This is a genomic window from Streptomyces sp. NPDC028305, assembly GCF_055569495.1.
The window spans coordinates 643,316-665,645 of sequence record NZ_JBVHTN010000007.1; the positions used below are offsets into that span (position 1 = coordinate 643,316).

Annotated in this window: 17 protein-coding genes; 8 read left to right on the forward strand and 9 right to left on the reverse strand. The window is 71.8% G+C overall.

The genetic code is table 11. The features are described from left to right. Nucleotides 1–69: 69 nt before the first annotated feature. Complete coding sequence (locus ACZ4WQ_RS32375) at nt 70–2,346, reverse strand: heavy metal translocating P-type ATPase (protein ID WP_398373543.1); 2,277 nt, start codon at nt 2,344–2,346, stop codon at nt 70–72. Nucleotides 2,347–2,415: 69 nt separating this feature from the next. Further along, nucleotides 2,416–2,682 (reverse strand): heavy-metal-associated domain-containing protein, encoded by a 267-nt coding sequence (locus tag ACZ4WQ_RS32380; protein WP_398373544.1) that lies wholly within the window; start codon nt 2,680–2,682, stop codon nt 2,416–2,418. A 202-nt stretch (nt 2,683–2,884) separates the two neighbouring features. Between ACZ4WQ_RS32380 and ACZ4WQ_RS32385 the strand changes: the two genes are divergently transcribed. Both ACZ4WQ_RS32385 and ACZ4WQ_RS32390 read left to right on the forward strand, forming a co-directional pair. Beyond that, nucleotides 2,885–3,817, forward strand: a complete 933-nt coding sequence (locus ACZ4WQ_RS32385; protein WP_398373545.1) for a hypothetical protein — start codon at nt 2,885–2,887, stop codon at nt 3,815–3,817. A 214-nt stretch (nt 3,818–4,031) separates the two neighbouring features. After that, the gene (locus tag ACZ4WQ_RS32390; RefSeq protein WP_385349051.1) at nt 4,032–5,900 is read left to right on the forward strand and encodes a glycoside hydrolase family 9 protein; all 1,869 of its coding nucleotides are present in this window, start codon (nt 4,032–4,034) and stop codon (nt 5,898–5,900) included. A 94-nt stretch (nt 5,901–5,994) separates the two neighbouring features. Here the strand turns inward: ACZ4WQ_RS32390 and ACZ4WQ_RS32395 are convergent, their stop codons facing one another. After that, nucleotides 5,995–7,731 (reverse strand): DUF6055 domain-containing protein, encoded by a 1,737-nt coding sequence (locus ACZ4WQ_RS32395; protein WP_398373546.1) that lies wholly within the window; start codon nt 7,729–7,731, stop codon nt 5,995–5,997. Between the two features lie 231 nt (nt 7,732–7,962). Here ACZ4WQ_RS32395 and ACZ4WQ_RS32400 point away from each other — a divergent pair, with 231 nt between their 5' ends. After that, a complete protein-coding gene (locus ACZ4WQ_RS32400) occupies nt 7,963–8,406 on the forward strand; it encodes a spore-associated protein A (protein WP_385349034.1) in 444 nt (147 codons plus the stop codon). 125 nt (nt 8,407–8,531) lie between these two features. After that, nucleotides 8,532–8,939, forward strand: coding sequence for a PPOX class F420-dependent oxidoreductase (locus ACZ4WQ_RS32405; RefSeq protein ID WP_311729000.1), 408 nt, complete (start codon nt 8,532–8,534; stop codon nt 8,937–8,939). A gap of 52 nt (nt 8,940–8,991) precedes the next feature. On the opposite strand, the gene ACZ4WQ_RS32410 is transcribed toward ACZ4WQ_RS32405, so the two are convergent. Continuing rightward, nucleotides 8,992–9,564, reverse strand: coding sequence for a rhodanese-like domain-containing protein (locus ACZ4WQ_RS32410; protein WP_398373547.1), 573 nt, complete (start codon nt 9,562–9,564; stop codon nt 8,992–8,994). An 84-nt stretch (nt 9,565–9,648) separates the two neighbouring features. On the opposite strand from ACZ4WQ_RS32410, the gene ACZ4WQ_RS32415 reads away from it, so the two are divergent. After that, complete coding sequence (locus ACZ4WQ_RS32415; protein WP_311729002.1) at nt 9,649–9,936, forward strand: metal-sensitive transcriptional regulator; 288 nt, start codon at nt 9,649–9,651, stop codon at nt 9,934–9,936. A 9-nt stretch (nt 9,937–9,945) separates the two neighbouring features. Here the strand turns inward: ACZ4WQ_RS32415 and ACZ4WQ_RS32420 are convergent, their stop codons facing one another. Together ACZ4WQ_RS32420 and ACZ4WQ_RS32425 are read right to left on the reverse strand one after the other, a co-directional pair. Continuing rightward, entirely contained in the window at nt 9,946–10,692 is a 747-nt protein-coding gene (locus ACZ4WQ_RS32420) for a sulfite exporter TauE/SafE family protein (protein WP_398373548.1), read from the reverse strand. Continuing rightward, the gene (locus tag ACZ4WQ_RS32425) at nt 10,689–12,095 is read right to left on the reverse strand and encodes an MBL fold metallo-hydrolase (RefSeq protein ID WP_398373549.1); all 1,407 of its coding nucleotides are present in this window, start codon (nt 12,093–12,095) and stop codon (nt 10,689–10,691) included. Before ACZ4WQ_RS32425 ends, ACZ4WQ_RS32420 begins: the two co-directional genes overlap by 4 nt. Nucleotides 12,096–12,370: 275 nt before the next feature. On the opposite strand from ACZ4WQ_RS32425, the gene ACZ4WQ_RS32430 reads away from it, so the two are divergent. After that, a complete protein-coding gene (locus tag ACZ4WQ_RS32430; RefSeq protein ID WP_311729005.1) occupies nt 12,371–14,101 on the forward strand; it encodes a right-handed parallel beta-helix repeat-containing protein in 1,731 nt (576 codons plus the stop codon). Nucleotides 14,102–14,181: 80 nt separating this feature from the next. After that, complete coding sequence (locus tag ACZ4WQ_RS32435; RefSeq protein WP_398373550.1) at nt 14,182–15,357, forward strand: hypothetical protein; 1,176 nt, start codon at nt 14,182–14,184, stop codon at nt 15,355–15,357. A gap of 33 nt (nt 15,358–15,390) precedes the next feature. Here the strand turns inward: ACZ4WQ_RS32435 and ACZ4WQ_RS32440 are convergent, their stop codons facing one another. After that, nucleotides 15,391–18,090, reverse strand: a complete 2,700-nt coding sequence (locus ACZ4WQ_RS32440; RefSeq protein ID WP_398373551.1) for a carbohydrate-binding protein — start codon at nt 18,088–18,090, stop codon at nt 15,391–15,393. Beyond that, on the reverse strand, nt 18,087–19,835 hold the full coding sequence (locus tag ACZ4WQ_RS32445; RefSeq protein ID WP_398373552.1) for a DUF2264 domain-containing protein: 1,749 nt from the start codon (nt 19,833–19,835) through the stop codon (nt 18,087–18,089). Before ACZ4WQ_RS32445 ends, ACZ4WQ_RS32440 begins: the two co-directional genes overlap by 4 nt. A gap of 113 nt (nt 19,836–19,948) precedes the next feature. Between ACZ4WQ_RS32445 and ACZ4WQ_RS32450 the strand changes: the two genes are divergently transcribed. Beyond that, nucleotides 19,949–20,992, forward strand: a complete 1,044-nt coding sequence (locus ACZ4WQ_RS32450) for a LacI family DNA-binding transcriptional regulator (RefSeq protein ID WP_398373553.1) — start codon at nt 19,949–19,951, stop codon at nt 20,990–20,992. Between the two features lie 16 nt (nt 20,993–21,008). Here the strand turns inward: ACZ4WQ_RS32450 and ACZ4WQ_RS32455 are convergent, their stop codons facing one another. Further along, nucleotides 21,009–22,217, reverse strand: coding sequence for an ROK family transcriptional regulator (locus tag ACZ4WQ_RS32455; RefSeq protein WP_398373554.1), 1,209 nt, complete (start codon nt 22,215–22,217; stop codon nt 21,009–21,011). Between the last annotated feature and the right edge of the window lie 113 nt (nt 22,218–22,330).

Below are 22,330 nucleotides of genomic sequence, written 5' to 3' on the forward strand. Positions count from 1 at the left end.
CGACATGCGGAGCGCGGCCCGCTGCTGCCCCGTGAGGCCGTCACCGCCGGGCGGATCGCCGTCGCCGGCTCACCTGTCCGCCGGCTGGAAGCCGCGCAGCCGGAGGCTGTTGCCGACCACGAACACGGAGGAGAAGGCCATGGCGGCCCCGGCGATCATCGGGTTGAGGAGCCCGGAGGCCGCGAGGGGGAGCGCGGCGACGTTGTAGGCGAAGGCCCAGAAGAGGTTGGACCTGATGGTGCCCAGCGTCTTGCGGGAGAGGCGGATGGCGTCCGGGGCCGCCCGGAGGTCGCCGCGCACCAGGGTCAGATCGCCCGCCTCGATGGCGGCGTCGGTTCCGGTGCCCATCGCCAGCCCGAGGTCGGCCTGGGCGAGCGCGGCCGCGTCGTTGACCCCGTCGCCGACCATCGCCACCGAACGGCCCTCGCCCTGAAGGCGCTTGACCACATCCACCTTGTCCTGCGGCATGACCTCGGCGATCACCTGCTCGGGGGCTATGCCCACCTCCGCGGCGACCGCCTCGGCGACGGTCCGGTTGTCGCCGGTCAGCAGGATGGGGGTGAGGCCGAGGGAGCGCAGCCGGCTGATCGCCTCCGGGCTGGTGTCCTTGACGGCGTCCGCCACCTCGAGGACCGCACGCGCCTCGCCGTCCCAGGCGACCGCGATGGCGGTGCGCCCGGAGGCCTCGGCCTCGGCCTTGGCGCGCTCCAGTTCGGTGGGCAGCGAGATGGTCCATTCGGCCAGCAGCTTCTCGCGGCCGACCAGCACGGCGTGGCCCTCGACGACGCCCTGGACACCGAGGCCGGCGAGGTTGGCGAAGTCCTCGGGGGCGGGCAGGGCGCCCACCCGGGCGCCGGCGCCGGCGGCGACGGCCTGGGCGATGGGGTGTTCCGAGGAGTGCTCCAGGGCGCCCGCGAGCCGCAGGACGTCCGTCTCCTCCGTGCCCTTGGCGGTGTGGACGGCGAGCAGGGCCATCCGGCCGGTGGTGACGGTGCCGGTTTTGTCCAGGACGATGGTGTCCACCTTGCGCGTGGTCTCCAGGACCTCGGGGCCCTTGATCAGGATGCCGAGCTGGGCGCCGCGGCCGGTGCCGACCATGAGCGCGGTCGGGGTGGCCAGGCCCAGGGCGCAGGGGCAGGCGATGATGAGGACGGCGACCGCGGCGGTGAAGGCGGCGGACAGGCCCGCGCCGTTGCCGAGCCAGAAGCCCAGGGTGCCGAGCGCCAGGGCGATGACGACCGGGACGAAGACCGCGGAGATCTTGTCGGCGAGCCGCTGGGCGGCGGCCTTGCCGTTCTGCGCGTCCTCCACCAGCTTGGCCATGCGGGCGAGCTGGGTGTCGGCGCCGATCCGGGTGGCCTCGACGACCAGGCGGCCTCCGGCGTTGAGCGTGGCGCCGGTGACGCCGTCGCCCGCGCCGACCTCGACGGGCACGGATTCGCCGGTGAGCATGGAGGCGTCGACCGCGGAGGAGCCCTCGACGACCGTGCCGTCGGTGGCGATCTTCTCCCCGGGCCGGACCAGGAACCGGTCGCCGACCTTCAGCTCGCCGACCGGGATCAGCTCCTCGCGGCCGCCGCGCAGGACGGTGACCTCCTTGGCGCCCAGCTCCATCAGCGCCTTGAGCGCCGCCCCCGCCTTGCGCTTGGACCGCGCCTCGAAATAGCGGCCGGCCAGGATGAAGGCGGTGACGCCGGCCGCGGCCTCCAGATAGATGTTCCCGGCGCCGTCGGTGCGGGCGATGGTGAACTCGAAGGGGTGGGTCATGCCGGGCGTCCCGGCCGTGCCGAAGAACAGGGCCCACAGCGACCACAGGAACGCCGCGCTCGTGCCCACGGAGATCAGGGTGTCCATGGTGGCCGCGCCGTGCCGGGCGTTGGTCCAGGCCGCCCGGTGGAAGGGCCAGGCGGCGTAGGTCACCACGGGCGCCGCCAGCGTCAGCGACAGCCACTGCCAGTACTCGAACTGGAGCGCCGGGACCATGGCCATCGCGATCACGGGGACGGCGAGCGCGACGGCGGTGGTCAGCCGCTGGCGCAGCGGCCGCAGCTCGTCGGACGCCTCCTCCTCCGCGTCCGCGCCGCCGTCGGAGGCGGACCCGGTGCGCCCGCGGTCCGGCTCGGGCTCCCGCGCGGTGTAGCCGGTGGCCTCGACGGTGGAGATCAGGTCGGCGACGGCGATGTCCTCCCGGAAGGTGACCTTCGCCTTCTCGGTGGCGTAGTTGACGGTGGCCTCGACCCCGTCCATGCGATTGAGCTTCTTCTCGATCCGGGCCGCGCATGAGGCGCAGGTCATGCCGCCAATGGCGAGTTCGACCTCGGCGGCGCCGGGCGTGGTGGTGGTCATGTCTGCTCCTCGCAGCTCACGGGATGGCGGGCGGGGCCGCGGCCGGTGGCCCCGCCCGGGTGGGGCGGGTCAGGCGTCGGCTCGGCCGACGAAGGCGTAGCCCGCCTCGTCGACGGTCTTGGCGAGTAGCTGGTCGAACGCCTCGTCGGGCGCGGCGGAGCTCGTCACGGTCACCAGGCCGGTGCCGATCTCGACCTCGACGGCCTTGACGTCGTCCAGGGCGCCCACCGCCTTGGCGACGACGCCCTGGCAGTGAGCGCTGCCGACGCCCTCGACCCGGTATCGGGTGGTGGACGTGGTGTGGCAGCTTCCCTCGGGGGTGCAGCAGTCCGACATGGGATCCTCCGTCGTCGATCGAGATACCCTGGTGGGGTATCGCTGTGGCGTGTTCCTGTATACCCCCCACCCGTATCCTTCGCAAGGCCGTGGCCGACTTGACTTCATACCCCCGGGGGGTATGTTGAGGTCACGATATGCGGCTCCGCCGCGTGGGCACGGAGGCCGCGAGCACGGGCGGCCGGAAGACGAGGAGTGCGTCATGAACACCGGACTGCGGATCGCCGCATTCGCCGCCGCGCTCGCCGCGACCTTCGGCACCGCGTACGGCGTGGGCAGCGGGGTCGGCGAGATCTCACCCGAGCCGTCGGGCGGGGCTCACCAGGGACACTCGGCCCCCTCGCACGGCGAGAGCGGTGACGGAGGTCACGGGCAGGGCCATGTCGGAGGCCAGGAGTCCGCTCCGCCCGGAGGCCTCCAGGTATCCGAAGGGGGCTACAGCCTCGATCTGAGGACTCCGCGCCTCGAGGCGGGCAAGAGCGCCGACCTGCGCTTCTCCGTCGTTCGGGACGGGACGGGGCGCCCGCTCACCGCGTACGCCCGCGAGCACGACAAGGAACTGCACCTGATCGTCGCCTCACAGGACCTGGCGACCTTCCGCCATCTGCACCCGACCAGGGCGGCCGACGGCACCTGGTCCACCCCCGTGAAACTGCCCGAGGCCGGCGGTTACCGGGTCTTCGCCGACTTCAGGCCCAAGGGCGGGGAAGGGCTCACCCTGGGCGCCGACCTGGCCGTCTCCGGGGCGTACGAGCCGGCGGCGCTGCCCGCGCGGAACGCCAAGGCCACCGTCGACGGCTACGAGGTCGAGCTGGGCGGCGCGCTGACGCCGGGCCGCAGCGGCGAGCTCACCCTGACCGTCACCCGGGACGGCAAGCCGGTGCGGGACCTCCAGCCCTACCTCGGCGCCTACGGCCACCTGGTCGCCCTGCGCTCCGGCGACCTCGCCTATCTGCACGTCCACCCGAACGGCGAGCCCGGAGACGGAGAGACGAAGCCCGGCCCCGAGATCTCCTTCACGGCCACGGCGCCGAGCGCCGGCGCCTACCGCCTGTTCCTGGACTTCAAGCACCAGGGCAGGGTCCACACCGCGGCCTTCACGGTGCACGCTGCCGCGCCTACCTCAATTGAATGAGTCGGAATTCTCTCAATTGGTGTATTCGGATTTCGGCTAAGCGTACGAAGATGCAGGCCAGGTCATTTTCATAGCCTCCGAGGGATGGAAAAAGACGCCGCGGATTTTTCCGCGGTAATACACCCCATTTCCTTTCGGAAGAGCTGAAGTCGTGATTCCTCCTGCCTCTCGCGTACGTCCCGCCCTCGATCAGCCCGGCCGCCGCCGCAAGCGCATGGTGGGCGCGGCGGTGGCCGCGGGCCTGGCGCTCGGCGCCCTGACGGCGCCCGCGGCGGGGGCCGTGGGCCACGGCCCCCTGAGCGGTGCCAAGACGGCCGGTGCCAAGACCGGCCCCAAGCTCGACACCGGTTCCCCGGTACGGGTCAACCAGGTCGGCTACCTCACCCATGGCCCCAAGCAGGGCACCGTCGTCACCAGCGCCACCAAGCCCCTGAAGTGGACCCTCCGGGCCGCCGACGGCACCGCGCGGGCACGCGGGACCACGACCCCCGCCGGTGTCGACCCGAGCTCCAGGCAGAACGTCCAGACCTTCGACTTCAGCAAGGTCACCGCCAAGGGCAAGGGATACACGATCAACATCGACGGGAAGCAGAGCGAACCGTTCTCCATCGATGACAACATCTACAGCCCGCTGGTCCGTGACTCGCTGGAGTACTTCTACCAGAACCGCAGCGGCATCAAGATCGACACCGACATCGTCGGCGGCAAGTACGCGCGCCCCGCGGGCCACGACAAGGCCGCCCCGCACGGGGGCGACACCAACGTGCCGTGCCAGACGGGCGTCTGCGACTACCGCCGGAATGTCTCCGGCGGCTGGTACGACGCCGGCGACCAGGGCAAGTACGTCGTCAACGGCGGTATCTCCGTGGCCCAGCTGATGTCGGAGTTCGAGCGCACCAAGACCACCAAGGGCGCCGACGCCAAGCCGCTGGGCGACGGCAAGCTCCGGGTGCCCGAGCACGGCAACGGCATCCCGGACATCCTCGACGAGGCCCGCTGGGAGATGGACTTCCTGATGCGCATGCAGGTGCCCAAGGGCAAGCCGCTCGCCGGCATGGCGTTCCATAAGGTGCACGACAAGGAGTGGACCGGGTTCCCGACGCGGCCGGACCAGGACAAGCAGCAGCGCGAGCTGCACGCGCCGTCCACCGCCGCCACGCTCAACCTGGCGGCCACCGCCGCCCAGAGCGCCCGCCTCTTCAAGCCCTACGACCCGCAGTTCGCCGCCCGCAGCCTGCACGTGGCCAAGACCGCCTGGGCCGCTGCCAAGGCAAACCCGAACATGATCGCCAGTGACCAGGACTCCACGGGCGGTGGCGCGTACGGCGACGCGAACGTCAGCGACGAGTTCTACTGGGCCGCGGCCGAGCTGTTCATCACCACCGGTGACAACGCCTACCGCACGGAGCTCCTCCAGTCGCCGCTGCACGGCGACGTCGAAGCGCTCTTCCCGCGCACCAGCGCCGTGTCCTGGGCATCGACCGCGGGCCTCGGACAGCTCGACCTGGCCACCGTGGACAACAAGCTCACCGCCAAGCAGCGCGCCGACGTGCGCAAGACGGTGATCCGGGCCGCCGACCGCTACGCCGCGGAATCGGAGAAGTCGGCGTACGGCGTCCCGTACGCGCCGAAGGACGGCAAGTACGAGTGGGGCTCCAACAGCCAGGTGCTGAACAACATGGTCGTGCTCGCCACCGCACACGACCTGACCGGCAAGACCCGCTACCGTGACGCGGTGCTGCGCGGCATGGACTACCTGCTGGGCGCCAACCCGCTCAACCAGTCCTATGTCACGGGCTACGGCGAGCGGAGCTCCCACAACCAGCACCACCGCTTCTGGGCGCACCAGATCGACCCCAAGCTGCCGCACCCGGCCCGCGGGTCGCTGGCCGGAGGCCCGAACTCCGGGCTGGAGGACCCGGTCGCCCAGAAGAAGCTGAAGGGCTGCGCACCGGCGATGTGCTACACCGACAACATCATGGCGTTCTCCACCAACGAGATCACCATCAACTGGAACGCCCCGCTGGCCTGGATCTCCTCCTACGCCAACAACCTGGGCAAGGACATGGCGGCCCGGGGCTGAGCCCCGGTCCGTCCGAGTGACACCACGCCGCAGAGGGCGGCCGCGCACCTGGCGCGGCAGCCCTCAGCGGTTGACGGGGCACGGGGCGAGGGCCCTAGGAGATGGTGATGGCCAGCTCGTCGTCGGTGAAGGTGCCGTGGGCGGGGTTGATGTCCGTTTCCCCGCCGCGGCCGTCGCAGCCCCGGTCCGGGTTGAACATCAGATAGGTGCCCGAGGAGCAGCCGATGGCGATCTCGGCGTCGCCGCCGAGGACCACGCTGCCGGAGAGATTGGCTCCGCCCTGGACGATGGCGTTGTCCTTGACCACGACGTTGCCGCCGACGGTGGCGCCGGAGTTGACCCAGGACAGGCCGTCGATCCGGGCGTTGCCGGTGACGGTCGAGTTGCCGTACACCGCGGCGCGCGGCCCGACATAGGCGGTGGCCGCGACGTTGGCGCGGTTGTCGACCCAGCCGCCGCCGTTGGAGTGCCAGTGTCCGCCGCCGGTGGCGGTCGGCTTCTGGTAGCCCGGCTCATAGCCGGAGGGGACGGCGCCGCTGATCCGGAACTCGTACGGGTAGCGGTAGTTCTTGGTGTAGCCGTCGAGGTAGGCGTAGTGGTGCACGGTGGTCGGGGTGCCCGTGACCACCAGGTACACCTCCTTCTCACCGGCCTGGGTCTGGAAGCTGAGCTGACCGTCGGCGCTGGTGGAGACGGGTCCGTAGCGCGGGGTGCCGTTCTTGACCGCGACGAAGCCGTAGGACCAGCCGGACCCGGCGGCCCCGTTGACATGGCCCTTGAGGTGCAGTTTGATCAGCGCCCCGTCGTTGCTGGGCACCAGCTTGATCTTGTTGTAGCCGTAGTCGGACGGGGCGAGCGCGTCCGGGATGGCGTAGTGGCCGGTGGCCTGGTTGACCGCGTTCACCGGGACGCCGTTGTACGCGTTGATGAAGCCCGCGCCGTAGACGTTGTTGATGAACGGCATGATGTGGGACCGGTTGGAGTAGTCGTAGGTGACCTGGCGCTGCCCGTACTCGGCGACCCGGGTGTTCAGCTGCTCCTGGGTGAGGTTGTTGATCCGCCGGTAGGCCTCCAGCGGGTGCTCGTTGTTCCTCGCCTGGTTCCAGATGTCGGTGAAGGTCTTCATCCCGCCGTAGCGGTCGACCAGATACTGCACCAGCATCCAGTTGCCGTAGTGGTGGCGGCTGGAGGAGTAGGCCAGGTTCTCGGTGCGCAGGAACCGGGTGAGATCGCCCGCGCCCCCGTCCGGGTACACCTGCATCGCCATGTACTCGGCGCCGGTCTCCCAGAACGTCCCGGCCGAGGGGTCGGTCAGCCCGGCGCCGCCGCCCTTGCCCATGAACGTGTAGTTCTGGAACACATGGCCCAGCTCATGGGCCAGTCCCCAGGAGCCGGGCTGGGCCGCGCCGGGGGCGATGTTGATCACGCCGACCCGGCCGTCGGCCTGGCCGCCCGTGGCCCAGGCGTTGAGGTTGCTGTTGTTCCAGGTCTGGGTGATGATCACGTCGATCTTGTGCTGGGCCAGCAGGCCCGTCTCCGGCGTGAACTTCAGCGTGTTGACGTAGAAGGAGTACAACTGCTCCAGCTGGCTGAGGATGTTGTCGGGGTCGAACCGGTACTGCCCGGAGGCGTTCTTGGGATCGGTGCCCGACTTTTCCCCCCACAGCAGAATGAAATTGTTCGACTCCTTGGTTCTGTTCTGGGCCCACGGCACCTCGCCCGTGGCCGCCCAACTGGGCGGGATGTACACCGTCTTGGCCGCCGCTGCGGTCGGTCCCTGCTGGCGCGCGGCCGCCGGTGTCACGCCCAGTGCGACGGTGAGTGCCAGCATGGCCGCCGCCACGATTAATCGTCGCGGCCATGTCAATAACAGGGATCTCATGCCAGATCCTCCGTTCCGATGGGAATCCCGTGGGGCGAGGGAATGGTCCCACGGGAGCGCTCCCACGGCTACGGTCCGCGGATCGATGACGTCGTCCCACGGTCGCACCTACAACCATCCGACCCCCTCGCATGTCTCCTGGATGACGCAAACAGCGTCCAGAGGTAATAAGGGGGATACATGAAGCTTTCTCGCTATATGGCCGCCACCGCGGTCCTCGCCTCCGCCGTCGCCGGCACCGCGGCCCTGGCCCCGCAGGCCACGGCCGCCACCAGGGCGGCGTACAACGGGGTCTGCGGGAGCGGCTACAAGGTGGTGAACTCGGCGCCGATCGGTCAGAAGGGCACCGTCTACCTGACGTACAACGCCACGAAGGGCAAGAACTGCGTGGTCACCGTCCGGAACGCCGCGGGTTCCGCGGTCCCGATGTTCGCCTATCTCTATGCGTACGACGGCGAGTACCAGGAGGACACCGGCAACTACACGTCGTACGCGGGCCCGGTGTACGTCTCCGCGCGCGGGAAGTGCGTGGACTGGGCCGGTGGCATCGACAACCAGTCGACCTGGACCTACGGGAGCAACTGCGGGTCCCTGAGGGAGCACCGGGTGACCAAGGGCTGGTGACCGGTGGCCGGTTCGCCGCCGGGTCCGGGGAATGCGCGCATCCGTGCGGGTGTTGAGGTGGTACGTTCCGGCCGGACACCCCCGGGGTGTCGCGGTACCTGCCCCCTGCGGAAAGGCTCTGAACTGTGGCGGCCAGCCTCTCGGACGGCTTGAAGAAGTACCTCGATGAATCACGCGCCTTCGCGACCGTGGCGACCATCTCACTGGACGGCCGCCCTCACCTGACGGTCGTCTGGGTCATCCGCGACGGCGACGACCTGTTGTTCTCCACGACCGTGGACCGGCTCCAGGGCAAGAACCTCCGCCGTGACCCGCGGATAACCGTGATGGTCAACCCGCCGGAGAACCCGTACGTCTACGCGGAGGTGCGTGGCACCGCCACCCTCACCCCGGACACCGACAAGGAAGTGCTGAACAAGGTGTCGCAGAAGTACACGGGCAAGGACTACGCCACCTTCAACCCGGCATCCAAGGACGACGGTGAGCGTCTCGTCGTACGGGTCACTCCGACCAAGGTCGTGGGCAAGCTCTGACACACCGCACCCCCCGCGTCCCGCCCGATGGGCCGCGGGGGGTGTTCCGCGCTCAGCCCCGTCGCAGGGCGGCCAGCGTGGCGTCGAGGTCGGCGGGGCGGGGGCGGTTGTGGGGGAGCCGGGCGAGGAGCGCGGCCATGCCGCAGGTGTCGGTGAGCGCCGAGAAGACCAGACCTCCCGCGATGCCCGCCGAGACCAGCCGCCAGGCCGGGTGCAGCAGGCCGAGGCCCAGGCCGGTCAGCACGACGGCCCCGGCGGTGAAGCGGACCTGGCGCTCCATGCTCCAGGTGGCGCGGGAGGCGGCCGTGGGGTGGTGCAGTTCATGGCCGCGGTCCGCCCAGGCGCCGGTCCCCCCGGTCAGGGTCGCGGCGGCCACCCCGTGCTCGGCGAGCGTCTCGCACGCCTTCGCGGAGCGGGCGCCGGACGCGCAGACCACCAGTATCCCGCCCCTCCCGGCGGCCTCCTCGATCGCGGGCAGGGCGCGGACGAGCTGCTCGAGGGGGATGTTGTGGGCGCCGGGCAGATGCCCCGAGGCGTACTCGCCCGGTGTGCGGACGTCGATGACCGTGAGGTCGTGCAGCCGGGCGCGGGCCTGGTCGGCGGTGCAGGCGTGGGGAGCGTTCATGGTGGATGCCATCCTGAGTGTTTGTCGACGATGCCCCGGGCGGGGAGTAAATTACCCCTAGGGGTATTTCGTGGAGGAGTTTTCGTGGAACTGGATCTCGCCAGCGCGGAGCTGAAGGCCGTGCTGAACCGGTTGCGGCGTGCCCAGGGGCAGATCTCCGGCGTGATCCGGATGCTCGAGGAGGGGCGGGACTGCGAGGACGTCGTCACTCAGCTCGCCGCCGCGTCCCGCGCCCTGGACCGGGCGGGCTTCGCGATCATCGCCACCGGGTTGCAGCAGTGTCTGACCGATGTCGAGGCGGGCGGAAACGCGGACGAGGACCGCGAGCAGATGCGCGCCAGGCTGGAGAAGCTGTTTCTCTCGCTCGCGTGACCGTGACGCTCATGCGATCACGTCGATCAGCATGAACGCCGCCACCGCCAGCAGCACCGAGGCGAAGACGCGGCGGAGCGCGCCGCCGGAGACCCTGGCCGCGAGGCGTTTCCCGTCCCAGGCGCCGAGGATCGCGGTCCCGGTGAAGGGCGCGAGGACCGCCCAGTCGATGCCGTGGGCGCTGCCGCCGCGGGTGAGCAGCGCGGCAAGCGAGTTGGCGGTGATGACCAGCAGGCTGGTGCCGACCGCGGCCCGCATCCGCAGGCCGACCGCGCCCACCAGAGCCGGTACGGCGAGGAAGCCGCCGCCCACGCCCAGCACGCCCGTCACGGCGCCGAGACCGGCCCCGGCCGCGGCCGCCCGGTTCGGCCGCACCGGACGGTCGTCCTCCGGGGCGGGCGCATGGCGGAACATACGCAGCGAGGCGGCGGCCGCGACAAGCGCGAACGCCCCGGTCAGCAGGGCCGGCGGCAGCCGGCCGGCGACCAGTCCGCCCAGGGCCGCGGGCAGCAGCCCCGCGGCCGCGAAGAGCGCCCCCGTACGCCAGTGGACCTGGCCGTCGCGCGCATGTGCGTACAGCGCGGTGGCCGAGGTGGCGGTGACCAGGATCAGGCTCGCGGTGGTGGCCGCGGCGGGGGAGAAGCCGAGCGGATAGATCAGGGCGGGGACGGCCAGCACGCTGCCGCCGCCCCCGAGCGCGCCCAGCGCGAGGCCGATGACGGCCCCGGCGGCCAGGGCGAGGAGCGGTGCGCTCACGCCGTCGCGCCGCCGTCGCCCGGGCCGCCGGAGACGACGGGGAGCCCGGCGTTCCGGGCGGAGTCGAAACCGTCGTCGACGGCCACGACGGACCGGTCGGCGGCGTCCAGCAGCGAGGCCGCGACGGCGGCCCGCGCACCCCCGGCGCAGTGCACCCACACGGTGCCCGGCGGCACCTCCGCGAGCCGGTCCCGCAGCTGGTGCAGGGGGATGTGCACCGAGCCCGCGAGATGCTCCCGGGCGCGCTCGGACGCGCGGCGTACGTCGAGGACGACCGTGTCCGTGGCCCGGTCCGTGTCCCGGTCCGCGGTCCGGGCGGCGAGTTCGGCGAAGGTGGCACGCGGGAAGGAGCGCGGGCGCTCCCCGTCCCGCAGCCATCCCGCGAGGGGGCCGGTGGCGGCGGCAGCGGGCCGGTCGACGCCGACGCGCACGAGCTCGCGCTGGGCGGCGGCGAGCTGCCCGGCCGACTCGGCGAGCAGGGTGACCGGCTTGCCCCAGGGGATCAACCAGGCCAGATGGGTGGCGAGTTGGCCGTCGGCCGCGAAGTTGAAGGTCCCGGCGACATGACCCTCGGCGAAGGCGACGCGGCCGCGCAGGTCGACGACCCATTCGCCGGCCGCCAGGCGCGCGGCGATCTCGTCGGCGTCCGCGCGGGCGGGCGGGGTCAGATCGACGGGCGCCGGTCCGGCGGCGTTGGCCGGGCCCATGTGTGCGTAGTACGCGGGTATGTCGTCGAGCCCCGACAGCAGTCGGGCGACGAAGGTGTCGGCGTCCTCGGCGACCGCCTCATTGGTGGCGCGCTGCTCGCCGATCGTGGTCGTGTCACCCGTGGCCGGCCCGGAGGAACAGAAGCTCCCGAAGCCGTGGGTGGGCAGCACGGCGGTCTCGTCCGGCAACTCGGCGGCGAGCCTGCGGACGGAGCCGTGCTGGGCCCGGGCCAGCCGCTCGGTCAGCCGCGGTTCCACCAGGTCCGGGCGCCCGACCGTGCCGATGAGCAGGGACCCGCCGGTGAAGACGGCCACCGCGCGCCCGGCCTCCTCCAGCACATACGCGGTGTGGTGCGGGGTGTGGCCGGGGGTGGCCAGCGCGCGCAGCGCCAGCCCGCCGTCGATGTCCACGGTGTCGCCGTCGTCGACCGGCACCCGCTCGTAGGCCACCCGCGCCCCGGCGGGGACCAGGTAGGCGGCGCCGGTGAGCCGGGCGAGCTCCAGGCCGCCGGTCACATAGTCGTTGTGCACATGCGTCTCGACCACATGCGAGACGCGCACTCCCCGCCGGGCGGCCATGGCGATGACCCGGTCGATGTCGCGGGGCGGGTCGACCACCACGGCCGTCTCGCGGCCGCCGGCCAGATAGCCGCGGTTGCCCAGCCCCGGCACGTCCACGGTGTCGATGAAGAACACCTGCGCTCTCCCTTCGTGTGTGATTTACCCCCCGGGGTATATCGCCGACCCTAGCAGAATTACCCCCGGGGGTATCTGGGCGGCCGCCCCGGGGGCTAGAAAGCGCTGTCTCCAGCAGTCGGCGACAAGGTCCGAGGGGTGTCCGCCGGGGACGACAAAGTGGCACTGCACAGGCCGTGTTCGGCGAAACGGGCGTCTGATGTCTTGACAGGGATCGCTGACAGCGCTTTCCATGACTCGGCCGCAGCGCGGCACCCATCCCGAGGAAGGGGTCGATGATGACACCTGTACACCCAGCCGGGCGCGCCGGACGCGTCAGACGCGGGCGGCTGCTCGGCCCGCTCGTCGCGGTCGCCCTGGGCGCCCTCTCGCTGCTCGGGCAGCCCGCCACCGCCCTGGCCGCCGACGTGCCGGGTGGAACCACGTACTACGTGGACTCGCGCTCGGGGGACGACAGCGCCCCGGGCACCAGCGCCACCACGTCCTGGCGGAGCCTCGACCAGGTCAACCGGACGACGTTCCAGCCCGGCGACCGCATTCTGCTCAAGGCCGGCGGGTCATGGCAGGGACAGCTGTGGCCCAAGGGGTCGGGGGAGGAGCACCGGCCGATCGCGATCGGCGGCTACGGCAAGGGGCCGAAGCCGCGGATCCAGGGGGAGGGGCGCGTCGATGACGCGGTCCGCCTGTTCAACCAGGAGTACTGGGAGATCCGCGACCTCGACGTCAGTAACGAGGTCCCCGCCACCGGCACACCCGGCGAGAACCTGCGCGACCTGCGCGGCATCCACGTGTCGGGGGACGACTCGCGGCGGCTCGACCACTTCGTCATCGAGCGGGTCGATGTCCACGACGTCACCGGCGAGGTGAACTGGATCAGCGGCAGCGTCTCGAACAACGCCCCGGGAATCCACTTCAAGACGGGCTGGGACGGCTCCAAGAAGACCGGTGGCATCATCTTCGACACCACCGTGCCCGACATCACCACGCCGCCCGCCGCCCCGACGGTCCTCAACGACATACAGGTGCGCCACTCCACGGTGCGCAACACCTCGTTCGCGGGGATCGTGGTGAAGCAGTACACGGGTGACGGGAAGGACGCGGACGGCAACACCATCGCCACGCCGACCGGTTGGGGCACCCGCACCTCGGCTGGCGACACCACCTTCACCCCGCACACCGACGTCACCATCCGGGACAACTACATCACCCAGGCCGGCACGGCCTACGGGTGCAACGGGGTGTATCTGACCAATGTGCGCGGCGCCCTGGTCGACCACAACGTCGTGGACGCCACGGGTACCTCGGGCATCGAGACGTACTACTCCGACGACGTGGTGATCCAGCGCAACGAGGTGTACCGGACGCAGCAGAAGGCCGGGGGCGCCGACTCCAACGGCATCGACGCGGACAAGGGCACCACACGGGTCGTCATCCAGTACAACTTCGTCCATGACAACGGCGACGGCCTCCTGCTCTGCCAGTTCGCGTTCGGCGATGTCGTGGTCCGCTACAACATCCTCAGCGGCAACTCCCGGTACCCGTTCTATCTGCACTCCGACAAGGCGGCCACCGCCGAGGTCTACAACAACACGGTGTCCAACACCACCAGCCGCTATGTCGTGTACGGCTACGGCTCCTCCCTCGCCGCGCGCTACGACCTCCATGACAACGCCTTCTACTCGTCGGTCGCCGACGCGTCCCTGACGACCAGCCCGACCATCACCTACTCCCGCAACTTCTACGGCGGCGCCACGCTGCCGGTCCCCGCCACCGACACGGCGGCCCGCACGGGCGACCCGCTGTTCCGGGACCCGGCCGTATCGGGTCCGTACGGCACCGCCGCCACCGGACCGCAGCTCAAGACGGCCCTGGGCCTCGCCCCGGCCGAGGGCTCACCGCTGATCGACACCGGCGCGGCCACCGCGGACAACGGTGGCCGTGACTACATCGGCACCCGGCTCTACCAGGGCTCCCCGGACCTCGGCGCCGTCGAGTACCGGAGGTGACGGCCGTGCCCGGCCGGTGGCCGCGCCACCGGCCGGGCACACCGCAACGCGTGCAGGTAAAGACTGGTAGAGAGGGGAAGGTGACCCATGACCATCCCGAATCCACCCCGCGCGACCGGCCCGGCCGGACCCGCGACCAGTGGCGCTCCGTACGTGCGGAGCTGAACCGGCGCCGGTCCGACCTGACCGCCCGCGCCGCCGAAGCCTTTCCCGCCCACCGGCGGGTGGCCGGCACCCCCCTTCTCGCCCGGCCCGGGTGGATCCCCGACCGGCCCGTCCCGCTGGAGCGGGTGCGGCTGGTGTGGACCGGCGAGGCCCCCGCCACTGAGGTGGACGGGCACAGCCCCGCGCTCGACCCCATCCGGCCGCTGCGCGACGACGGCACACCGTATGCCTCCTACTCCGACGCCGTCGGTGAGCTGGCACGCCCCCGCCTGTTCGAAAACCGCGCGTGTTACCGGCTGCTCCGGGTGAGGGGCGGTGACGCACCCACGCTCACCTTCGGCCGCGGCCACTACTTCGACGTCATCGACATCTGCGAGGCCGTGGCACACGAGTTCGCCGCGGCCTCGCTCGGCGGCGGCACGCCCCGCACGCCGTTCCGCGCTCTCGTCGGCGACCCGACCGATCTGACGCGCCGCCCGGTCATGGCGGCCGTCAGCACTCTCCTTCTGCGCCAGGACACGGCCCATCACGCCGAATTCATCCTCCACTGGCGCGATCCGGCGAAGGTCGCCACCGGGGGCGGGCTCCACCAGGTGACGCCGGTCGGCATGTTCCAGCCGTCCCACGACGCCCCGTGGAACGAGGCCAACGACTTCGGCCTGTGGCGCGCGACCGTCCGGGAGCTCAGCGAGGAACTGCTGGGCACGAGCGAGGACTACGGCAGCGACACCGCCCCCATCGACTACGACGGGTGGCCCTTCCACCGGGCCCTGGGCGAGGCGCGCGCCTCCGGCGCGGCACGTGTCCACTGGCTGGGGCTCGGCGTGGACCCGCTGACCTTCGTCACCGACATGCTCACCGTCCTCGTCCTGGACGCCGAGGTCTTCGACGAGCTCTTCCGGGACCTGGCCGCGACCAACGACGAAGGACATCTCGTCGGCGTCGAGGACGGCACCGGCCGCTCCCTGGGCGTCCCCTTCCGGGCCGACCACATCGAGCGGCTCACCACCGTCGAACCCATGCAGCCCGCCGGCGCCGCTCTGCTCAGGCTCGCCTCGCTCCACCGGGACGCATTGCTGGGACGGGCCTGACCCGGCCCGTCCCAGCCATGTGTCCCGCGGGTATCAGCGGCGCAGCGTCAGCCAGTCGAGGGCCGCGACCCGCGGGCCGCTGGTGGCGACGAGATAGACGTCATGCGTGCCGGTGACGGTGCGGGGGAGCGCCACCGACCGTTCCCGCCAGGTGTCCGTGCCCCCGGTGTCCCGCACGGGCAGCGTGGCCGCCACCCGGCCGTCCGGGGCGTCCAGGCGCAGCTCCAGCGAGCAGCCGTGTCCGCAGCCCGCGGAGGCCAGCCGTACGGTCAGCCGGTCCGCGCCGGCGCCGAACCGCACCCCGCGGAAGCCGATCCGGTCGCCCGCCCCCAGCACGCCGGTGGCCGCGTCGCCCCGCTCCGCCCCGCGCACGGAGGTGGCCTGCTCGGCCTGGAGGGTGGCCGCGGCGTCGGGGCCGTCGGCGTAGAGCCGGATCTCGTTCACGGCCCAGGGCTGCTCGCCGGGGGCCGTGAGCTCGACGCGCAGATAGCGGGCGGTCTGCTGTGGGAACACCGCGTCCTGGGTGAAGGAGCGGCCGCCGACCCGGGCGAGCGGCGCGCCCCAGTGGCTGCCGTCGTCGCTGACGGACACGGTGAAGCCGTACGGGTGGCCGGTCGCGTCCATCCCGGCGTCGAGCGACAGCCGGCCGAAGGTCTTCGCCGCGCCCAGGTCGAGCGTGAGCGACTGGCCCAGGGCCTGTGCGGCGGCGCCCTTCCACTGGGTGGTCTGGACGCCGTCCACGGCGGCGGAGGCGTCGGATCCGTCGGAAGCCGTGGCTTTCCAGCCGTCGTTGCGGACCCGGGACTGGCAGCCCGGCAGGTCGCAGCCGGACGACCAGATCGGCGCGCCGTACTCGTACGCCCCCTGGTCGGGGCCCGCGCCCCGCACCTCGGCGGTCACCCCGTCCACGGCCTCCCCGGCGTCGATGGCGGGCGAGCCCGCGCGCGGCCACAGCTCGCCGTTGCGCGCGTCGGTGTAGCCCGGGTCGGCGGGCGGCAGCAGGTTGCTCCGCACCACCGGGGCCGGGTCGCCCGGCCCGCTGATCTCCATGGGCGCGAGCGCCACGTCGTTGCTGACATAGGTGCCCGAGGCGTCGGTCGCGCCGCTGAGCCGGACGGCCGTGGAGACCCCGAGGCCGTAGGACGAGTTGTGGTCGCGGTTGCCGAGGCTCACGCTGCTGTGGCCGTTGAAGAAGGTGCCGCGGGAGCCGGTGTTGTACGCCACGTTGTGGTGCAGCAGGAAGTTGCCGGAGGAGTTGTCGATGTAGTAGCCGACCTGGCCGTCGGCGTCGTGGACGGTGTTGTGGTCCACGCTGGTGCCCTTGGCGTCCAGGTTGCAGCACACATAGAACGGACTGCCGTCACGAGAGGTGCGCATGGCCTCGGACAGGTCGTTGTACGCGATGCGGTTGTCGTGGAAGGGCACCCCGTTGAGCTGCCACGCGGTGTCGATGCTCGCGCGGCCGGTGCGCCGGATGGTGTTGCGGGTGACGGTGTGTCCGCTGCCGTTGACCTCGATGCCGGGGGTGTAGCTGCCCATCCAGCCGACGTCATGGATATAGCTGTTGGTGACGGTGTTGCCGCTGCCGCGCAGCAGCACGCCGGTGCCCGCGGAGTACCCGATGTCGCTGTCGCGCAGGGTGTTGCCGCTGCCGAGGATCTGCACCCCCGAGTCCAGCACCCGGGAGGCGACGATATGGCCCTCGAAGGGCGGGATGGCCAGCTCGTCGTCGCGCGGCATGGGCAGCGTCGAGAACTCGGAGATGTAGCGGGCCCGCAGCTTCTCGACGAGCACACCGGTGCTGTCGGCGCCGGTGCGCAGCGAGGTGCCCCACAGGTCGAGTCCGCGGACGGTGACATACGAGCTGTCGCTCAGGTCCACGCCCCAGCTCTCGTACTTCGCGGTCACGGTGTGGCCCGCGAGGCCCCCCTTGGGCTCCACCAGGTACAGCCGCTTGGCGTCCTTGTCGTAGTACCACTCGCCCGGCTGGTCGAGCGTGGACTTGGCGCCCACCAGGTAGTAGTTGCGGTAGTTCTGGTTGCCCATGCACAGCGGGGTGCAGCGGTAGTTGCCGCCCTTGAAGTCGAGCGCGCCCGGGGCGGTGGCGGTCACCGTGCCGGTCTGCTGGCTCCACGGGTTGGAGCCGGCCCACAGATGGACGGTGGCGCCGGTGAAGTCGCCGGCCGGCAGGTCGGGGTCGTCGATGTGCTGATCGGTGGAGGTCCGCTCGGCCACGGCCCAGGACGGGTTGAGCGGATCGGGCCCGGAGTTGGGCCAGCGGCCCTCCATGGCCCGCTCGCCGTCGACGAACAGGGCGTTCTCGGTGGCGGGCAGCGGCAGGTCCACGTCGGCGGCGACCAGCCCGTCCCCCGCCTCCCGCCAGCCGGTGACGGTCCTGGTGCCGTCGACGGTGACGGTGCCGTCCCCGTACGCGGCGATGGTGACCGGCGCGCCCTTGGCGCCCGAGGGCGGGGCGACGCGCTCGCGGTAGCGGCCGCGGTGCACCAGACAGGTGTCCCCGGGGCGGACCAGCTCGGTGCAGCGGCCGATGGTGCGCAGCGGACGCTCCGCGCTGCCGCTGTCCCGGTCGGCGCCCCAGGTGGCGACGTGGTACGTGTGGCCCCGGGGCGCGCCGGGCGCGGTGTCGGCGGCCGCGGCCCCCGGGAGCGAGAGCGTGACCAGGGCCGCCGCTGCCGCGGCGCCCATGGACACGAGCCTGAGCGCGGATCTCATGTGCGTCCTCCAGTGTTCGGGTGTGCGGGTGGGCGTCTCCAGGCAGCCTCGCCGTCCGGCCCCGGGGCGGTGCCGAGGACGGCGCAGCGCAGCCAGTGCTCGCCGGGCGGAAGGTGTCCGGTGAGCGTGGGCAGGGCGGTGCGCCGGGCGAGCACATTGGTGCCGGGCAGACAGTCGACGACCTGTCCGGTGCGCTGTCCGTCGCTGTCGATCAGCCCGGTCAGCCCGGCCGGTCCCCAGGCGCGGGCCCGCCCGGCGCAGCCCTGCCGGGTGAGGCCCTGGTCGCGGTCGATCGCGAAGCCGCCCTCGGCGGTGTGCAGGGCGCGCCCGGTGCGGATGCGATGGGTGCGCAGATGCCAGGGCGGGGCGGCGGTCAGCCAGGTGGTGATCTCCACGTCCGGCCAGGGGTGCCACACACAGCGGACCGTGTCCTCGTCCACCTCGGTGGAGCCGGGCTCCTCGCGGACGCGGTAGTGGGCGCCGTCCTCGCTGAGGGCGAGCATCGAGTCGTACGCGCCCTGCTCCAAGCCCAGCGGCCCCGCGGGCAGGCTGAAGCCGAACCGGGTCGAGTAGGCGAACTTGGCGTACTTCTCCGCCCCGTGGCGCACCCACGCGTGGTGCTGACGGCCGGCCAGCAGGGTCACCTCGCCGCCCGTGCGCATCAGCACCGCGCCCGCGTGGGGCTGGGCGCTGACCGGGGCGAGGGCGGGGGCGGGCAGTTCCGGCGCGGTCCAGAAGGGGTGGTCAGCGGGGAGCGCGAGCGGCAGCAGGGACTTCATCGCCCAGTACGGAGAGCCCGGGGCGTTGTACTGCTCGGCGAGCGCGGGCTGCGGATAGCCGTACCCGATGGACAGCAGCCCCTCTCCCACGGCCTCCGGGCGCCGCTGCCACCAGCGCAGATGGCGCAGCAGATGCCCCTTGACCACGCCCCACGGGAGCGCCTCGACCCCGGCGTACGGCAGCGCGGCCCAGAACGCGGCCTGCGCGAAGCGGTAGGTGAGGCTGCGGCCGTACGGGACGGCGGCCCCGTCGTCGGCGAACCAGTGCCGCAGGTCCGCCGCGAACAGCGAGGCGCGCATCCGGAAGCGCACCGCGCGCTCGGGGTCGCGCTCACCGGCCAGCGCCGCGTACAGCAGTCCGTAGAAGTGCATGGCCCAGGGCACGTAGTAGTCGCGGCGCTCGGTGGGCCCGTCCGCGTACCAGCCGTCGCCGAGGGCGAAGGACTCCAGCCGGTCCAGCCTGGCCTTGATCGGGCCGCGGTCGTGGGACACCCCGACCCGGTCCAGGCCGAGGCCGATCAGGACGGGGAAGAACAGCCAGTTGTTCTCGGTGGTCGGGCGGTCGAGGGCGGAGCGCAGCCAGCGCGCGACCCGGTCCCGCTCGGGCCCCTTGAGCGGATCCCACAGCCGGTCGGGGGCGAGCGCGAGGGCGAAGCCGATCGCGGCCATCTCCACGATCCGCTGGTCGTGGGGGCCGGGTTCGCCCCAGTACTCGGGGTGGTCCGGGTCGGTGCCGGCGGCCAGGCCGCGCGCCCAGTGGCCCCAGTGCTCGAAGGCCCCGCCGCCCGCGGCGAGCGGCGCAAGACCCCACAGGGGCCGGGCGAAGGACTCCAGTTCGGCGGCCGTGTCGTCGTGGATGGCGGTGTTGACGCCGAGCCTGAGCCTGGCCCGGCCCGCGCTGAAGTGCGGCAGCAGCGGCTCGGTGAGTCGGCGCGCGAAGCCCTGCAACTCGTTGCGGTCGGTCATCCCTCGAAGACCACCTCAATACCTGGGAGTTGATGTTGCGATAGTTTTCGCAACACCGAGATCGCCCCGAAAGGTAGGAGAAACATCGGATGGGGTCAACGGCTGGGGACGAAATGGCTGGGGCGACTTTGGCCGAGATAGCGAAAGAGGCGGGCGTTTCCGTGTCAACCGTCTCAAAAGTGCTGCACGACAGATCCGATGTCTCATCGAAGACCAGAGCCAAGGTCCAACGCCTGCTGGAGCGGCACGGCTATCTCGCCCGGCACCGGGCCGCGACCCCGGCGCTGCCGCGCGGCGGGCTGATCGACTTCGTCATCAACGAGCTGGACAGCCCCTGGGCGGTCGAGCTGATCCGGGGCGCGGAAGAGGTCCTGCACGGGGTCGGCATGGGCCTGGTCGTCTCGGCCACCCACGGCCGCACCAGAGCGGCCCGCCAGTGGCTGGACTCCCTGGCCACCCGGCCCACCCGTGGCGCGATCCTGGTCGTGCCCGAGCTGACCACCGCGCAACACGAGGAGCTGCGCCGCCTTTCCCTCCCCTTCGCGCTGGTCGCCCCGGTCGACGAGCCCGCGCCCGGCGTGCCGTGGGTGGGCGCCACCAACTGGCCCGGCGGGCTGGCCGCCACCCGCCATCTGATCGCCCTGGGCCACCGCCGTATCGCGATCATCAGCGGTCCGCCCCGCCGCCTCACCTCACGCGCCCGCGTGGACGGCTACCGCTCCGCGCTGGAGGAGGCCGGACTGCCCTTCGACCCGGAGCTGGTGCGCTACGGCGACTTCACCCACGACCTCGCCCACCGGCACGCCCTGGACCTGCTCGCCCTGGACCGGCGGCCGACCGCGATCTTCGCGGGCAGCGACCACCAGGCCCTCGGCACCTTCCGCGCGGCCGCCACCCTGGGCCTGCGCATCCCCGAGGACCTCAGTGTGGTGGGCTTCGACGACCTGCCCTTCGCCGACTGGGTGACCCCGCGGCTGACGACCGTGCGCACCCCGCTCGCCGACATGACCGCGCTCGCCGCCCGGATGGTGCTTCAGCTGCTGGCCGGCGAACAGCCCGAGACCACCCGGGTCGAGGTCGCCACGGAGCTCGTGGTCCGCGAGAGCAGCGGACCGCCCGGCGGCGCTCGGCCCTCGGCCGGCTCGATGTCGTCGTAGCCGGCCGGCCCGAACCCTACGAGGCGGTGCCCTCCACGAGTTGCACCACCCGCTCCGGCGCGTAGAGGCCGTCGGTCAGCAGCTGGGACAGGCCGAGGATGCCGGCGTGCGGGTCCAGTTCGCTGCGCACGATCTGGAGGTTGCGGGTGGCCAGCGGCAGCGAGCGCCCGTACACGACCTCACGGATCCCGGCGAACAACTGCTCGTCGGTGTGGGCGAGTTGGCCACCGATGGCGATGACGCTGGGATTGAACATGTTGACGGCGTCGGCGATGGCCCCGCCGAGGATGCGCGCGGCGCGGCGCGCGAGCCGCACGGCGGTCGCGTCGCCGGAGCGGATGAGCCGCACGGCGTCGTCCACCGTGGTCACCTCGTAGCCGGCCTCCTTCAGGTCCCGGACCAGCGCCCAGCCGCCCGCGTACGCCTCCACGCAGCCGGTGTTGCCGCAGCGGCAGACCGGCGGCTCGGTGACATCGTCCACGGTCACCTGGATGTGACCCACGTCACCCGCCGCCCCGTCGGCCCCCCGGTGGATCCGGCCGCTGGCGATGAGGCCGGTCCCCACCCCGGTGCCGATCTTGACCATGAGCAGATGGGCGGTGTCCGGGTAGCGCAGCCGCTGCTCCCCGTACGCCATGGCGTTGACATCCTTGTCCACCAGCACCGGGCAGTCGTAGCGCGGGGCGAACCAGCCGGGGATGTCGTAGCGGTCCCAGCCGGTCATGATCGGCGGGCTGACCACGCGCCCGGTGGCGAAGTCCACCGGGCCCGGCACACCGAGGCCCACGCCGAGGACGTCCGTCTCGTCGTGCCGCGTCTCCTTGAGCAGCCGGCCGAACAATTCGTCGACCAGGGCCAGTACGGCCGTCGGCCCGGCCGTCACATCCGAGGTGGCCTCGCGCTCCGCCCGTACCTCCCCGCCCAGATCGCACACGGCGGTGCGCAGCCCGGTGGCGCCGATGTCCGCGACCAGCAGCACTCCGCGGTGGCGGTTGACGACGAATCGGCTCGCGGGGCGGCCGCGGGTGCGCGCGTCCTCCGGTGCCGGGACGAGGAGTTGGGCGCCGAGGAGGCTGTCCAGGCGCTGGTTGACGGTGGTCCGCGAAAGGCCCGTCAGCCGTACCACATCCGCCTTGGTGAGGCCCTCGTCGACATCGCGGAACAGGGCGAGAACATCGCCGAGAGCGACCCCGGTCCGGAGAGCGCCTGCGCTGATGGTGTCCACCCGCACACTCTAGCGATGGGCTTGATGCGACGGAAGATGCTCGTCTTGTGACGGAAAAAGTTGAAAGAAGGGTTGCTTGATCTCATAACCAGGGCTACGTTCAGCCGCATCAC

Bases quoted from the DNA above. Each gene is read 5' to 3' on its own strand.
- ACZ4WQ_RS32375 (WP_398373543.1), bottom strand. From the start codon at position 2,346: ATGACCACCACCACGCCCGGCGCCGCCGAGGTCGAACTCGCCATTGGC.
- ACZ4WQ_RS32380 (WP_398373544.1), bottom strand. From the start codon at position 2,682: ATGTCGGACTGCTGCACCCCCGAGGGAAGCTGCCACACCACGTCCACC.
- ACZ4WQ_RS32385 (WP_398373545.1), top strand. From the start codon at position 2,885: ATGAACACCGGACTGCGGATCGCCGCATTCGCCGCCGCGCTCGCCGCG.
- ACZ4WQ_RS32390 (WP_385349051.1), top strand. From the start codon at position 4,032: ATGGTGGGCGCGGCGGTGGCCGCGGGCCTGGCGCTCGGCGCCCTGACG.
- ACZ4WQ_RS32395 (WP_398373546.1), bottom strand. From the start codon at position 7,731: ATGCTGGCACTCACCGTCGCACTGGGCGTGACACCGGCGGCCGCGCGC.
- ACZ4WQ_RS32400 (WP_385349034.1), top strand. From the start codon at position 7,963: ATGAAGCTTTCTCGCTATATGGCCGCCACCGCGGTCCTCGCCTCCGCC.
- ACZ4WQ_RS32410 (WP_398373547.1), bottom strand. From the start codon at position 9,564: ATGAACGCTCCCCACGCCTGCACCGCCGACCAGGCCCGCGCCCGGCTG.
- ACZ4WQ_RS32430 (WP_311729005.1), top strand. From the start codon at position 12,371: ATGATGACACCTGTACACCCAGCCGGGCGCGCCGGACGCGTCAGACGC.
- ACZ4WQ_RS32440 (WP_398373551.1), bottom strand. From the start codon at position 18,090: ATGAGATCCGCGCTCAGGCTCGTGTCCATGGGCGCCGCGGCAGCGGCG.
- ACZ4WQ_RS32445 (WP_398373552.1), bottom strand. From the start codon at position 19,835: ATGACCGACCGCAACGAGTTGCAGGGCTTCGCGCGCCGACTCACCGAG.
- ACZ4WQ_RS32450 (WP_398373553.1), top strand. From the start codon at position 19,949: ATGGCTGGGGCGACTTTGGCCGAGATAGCGAAAGAGGCGGGCGTTTCC.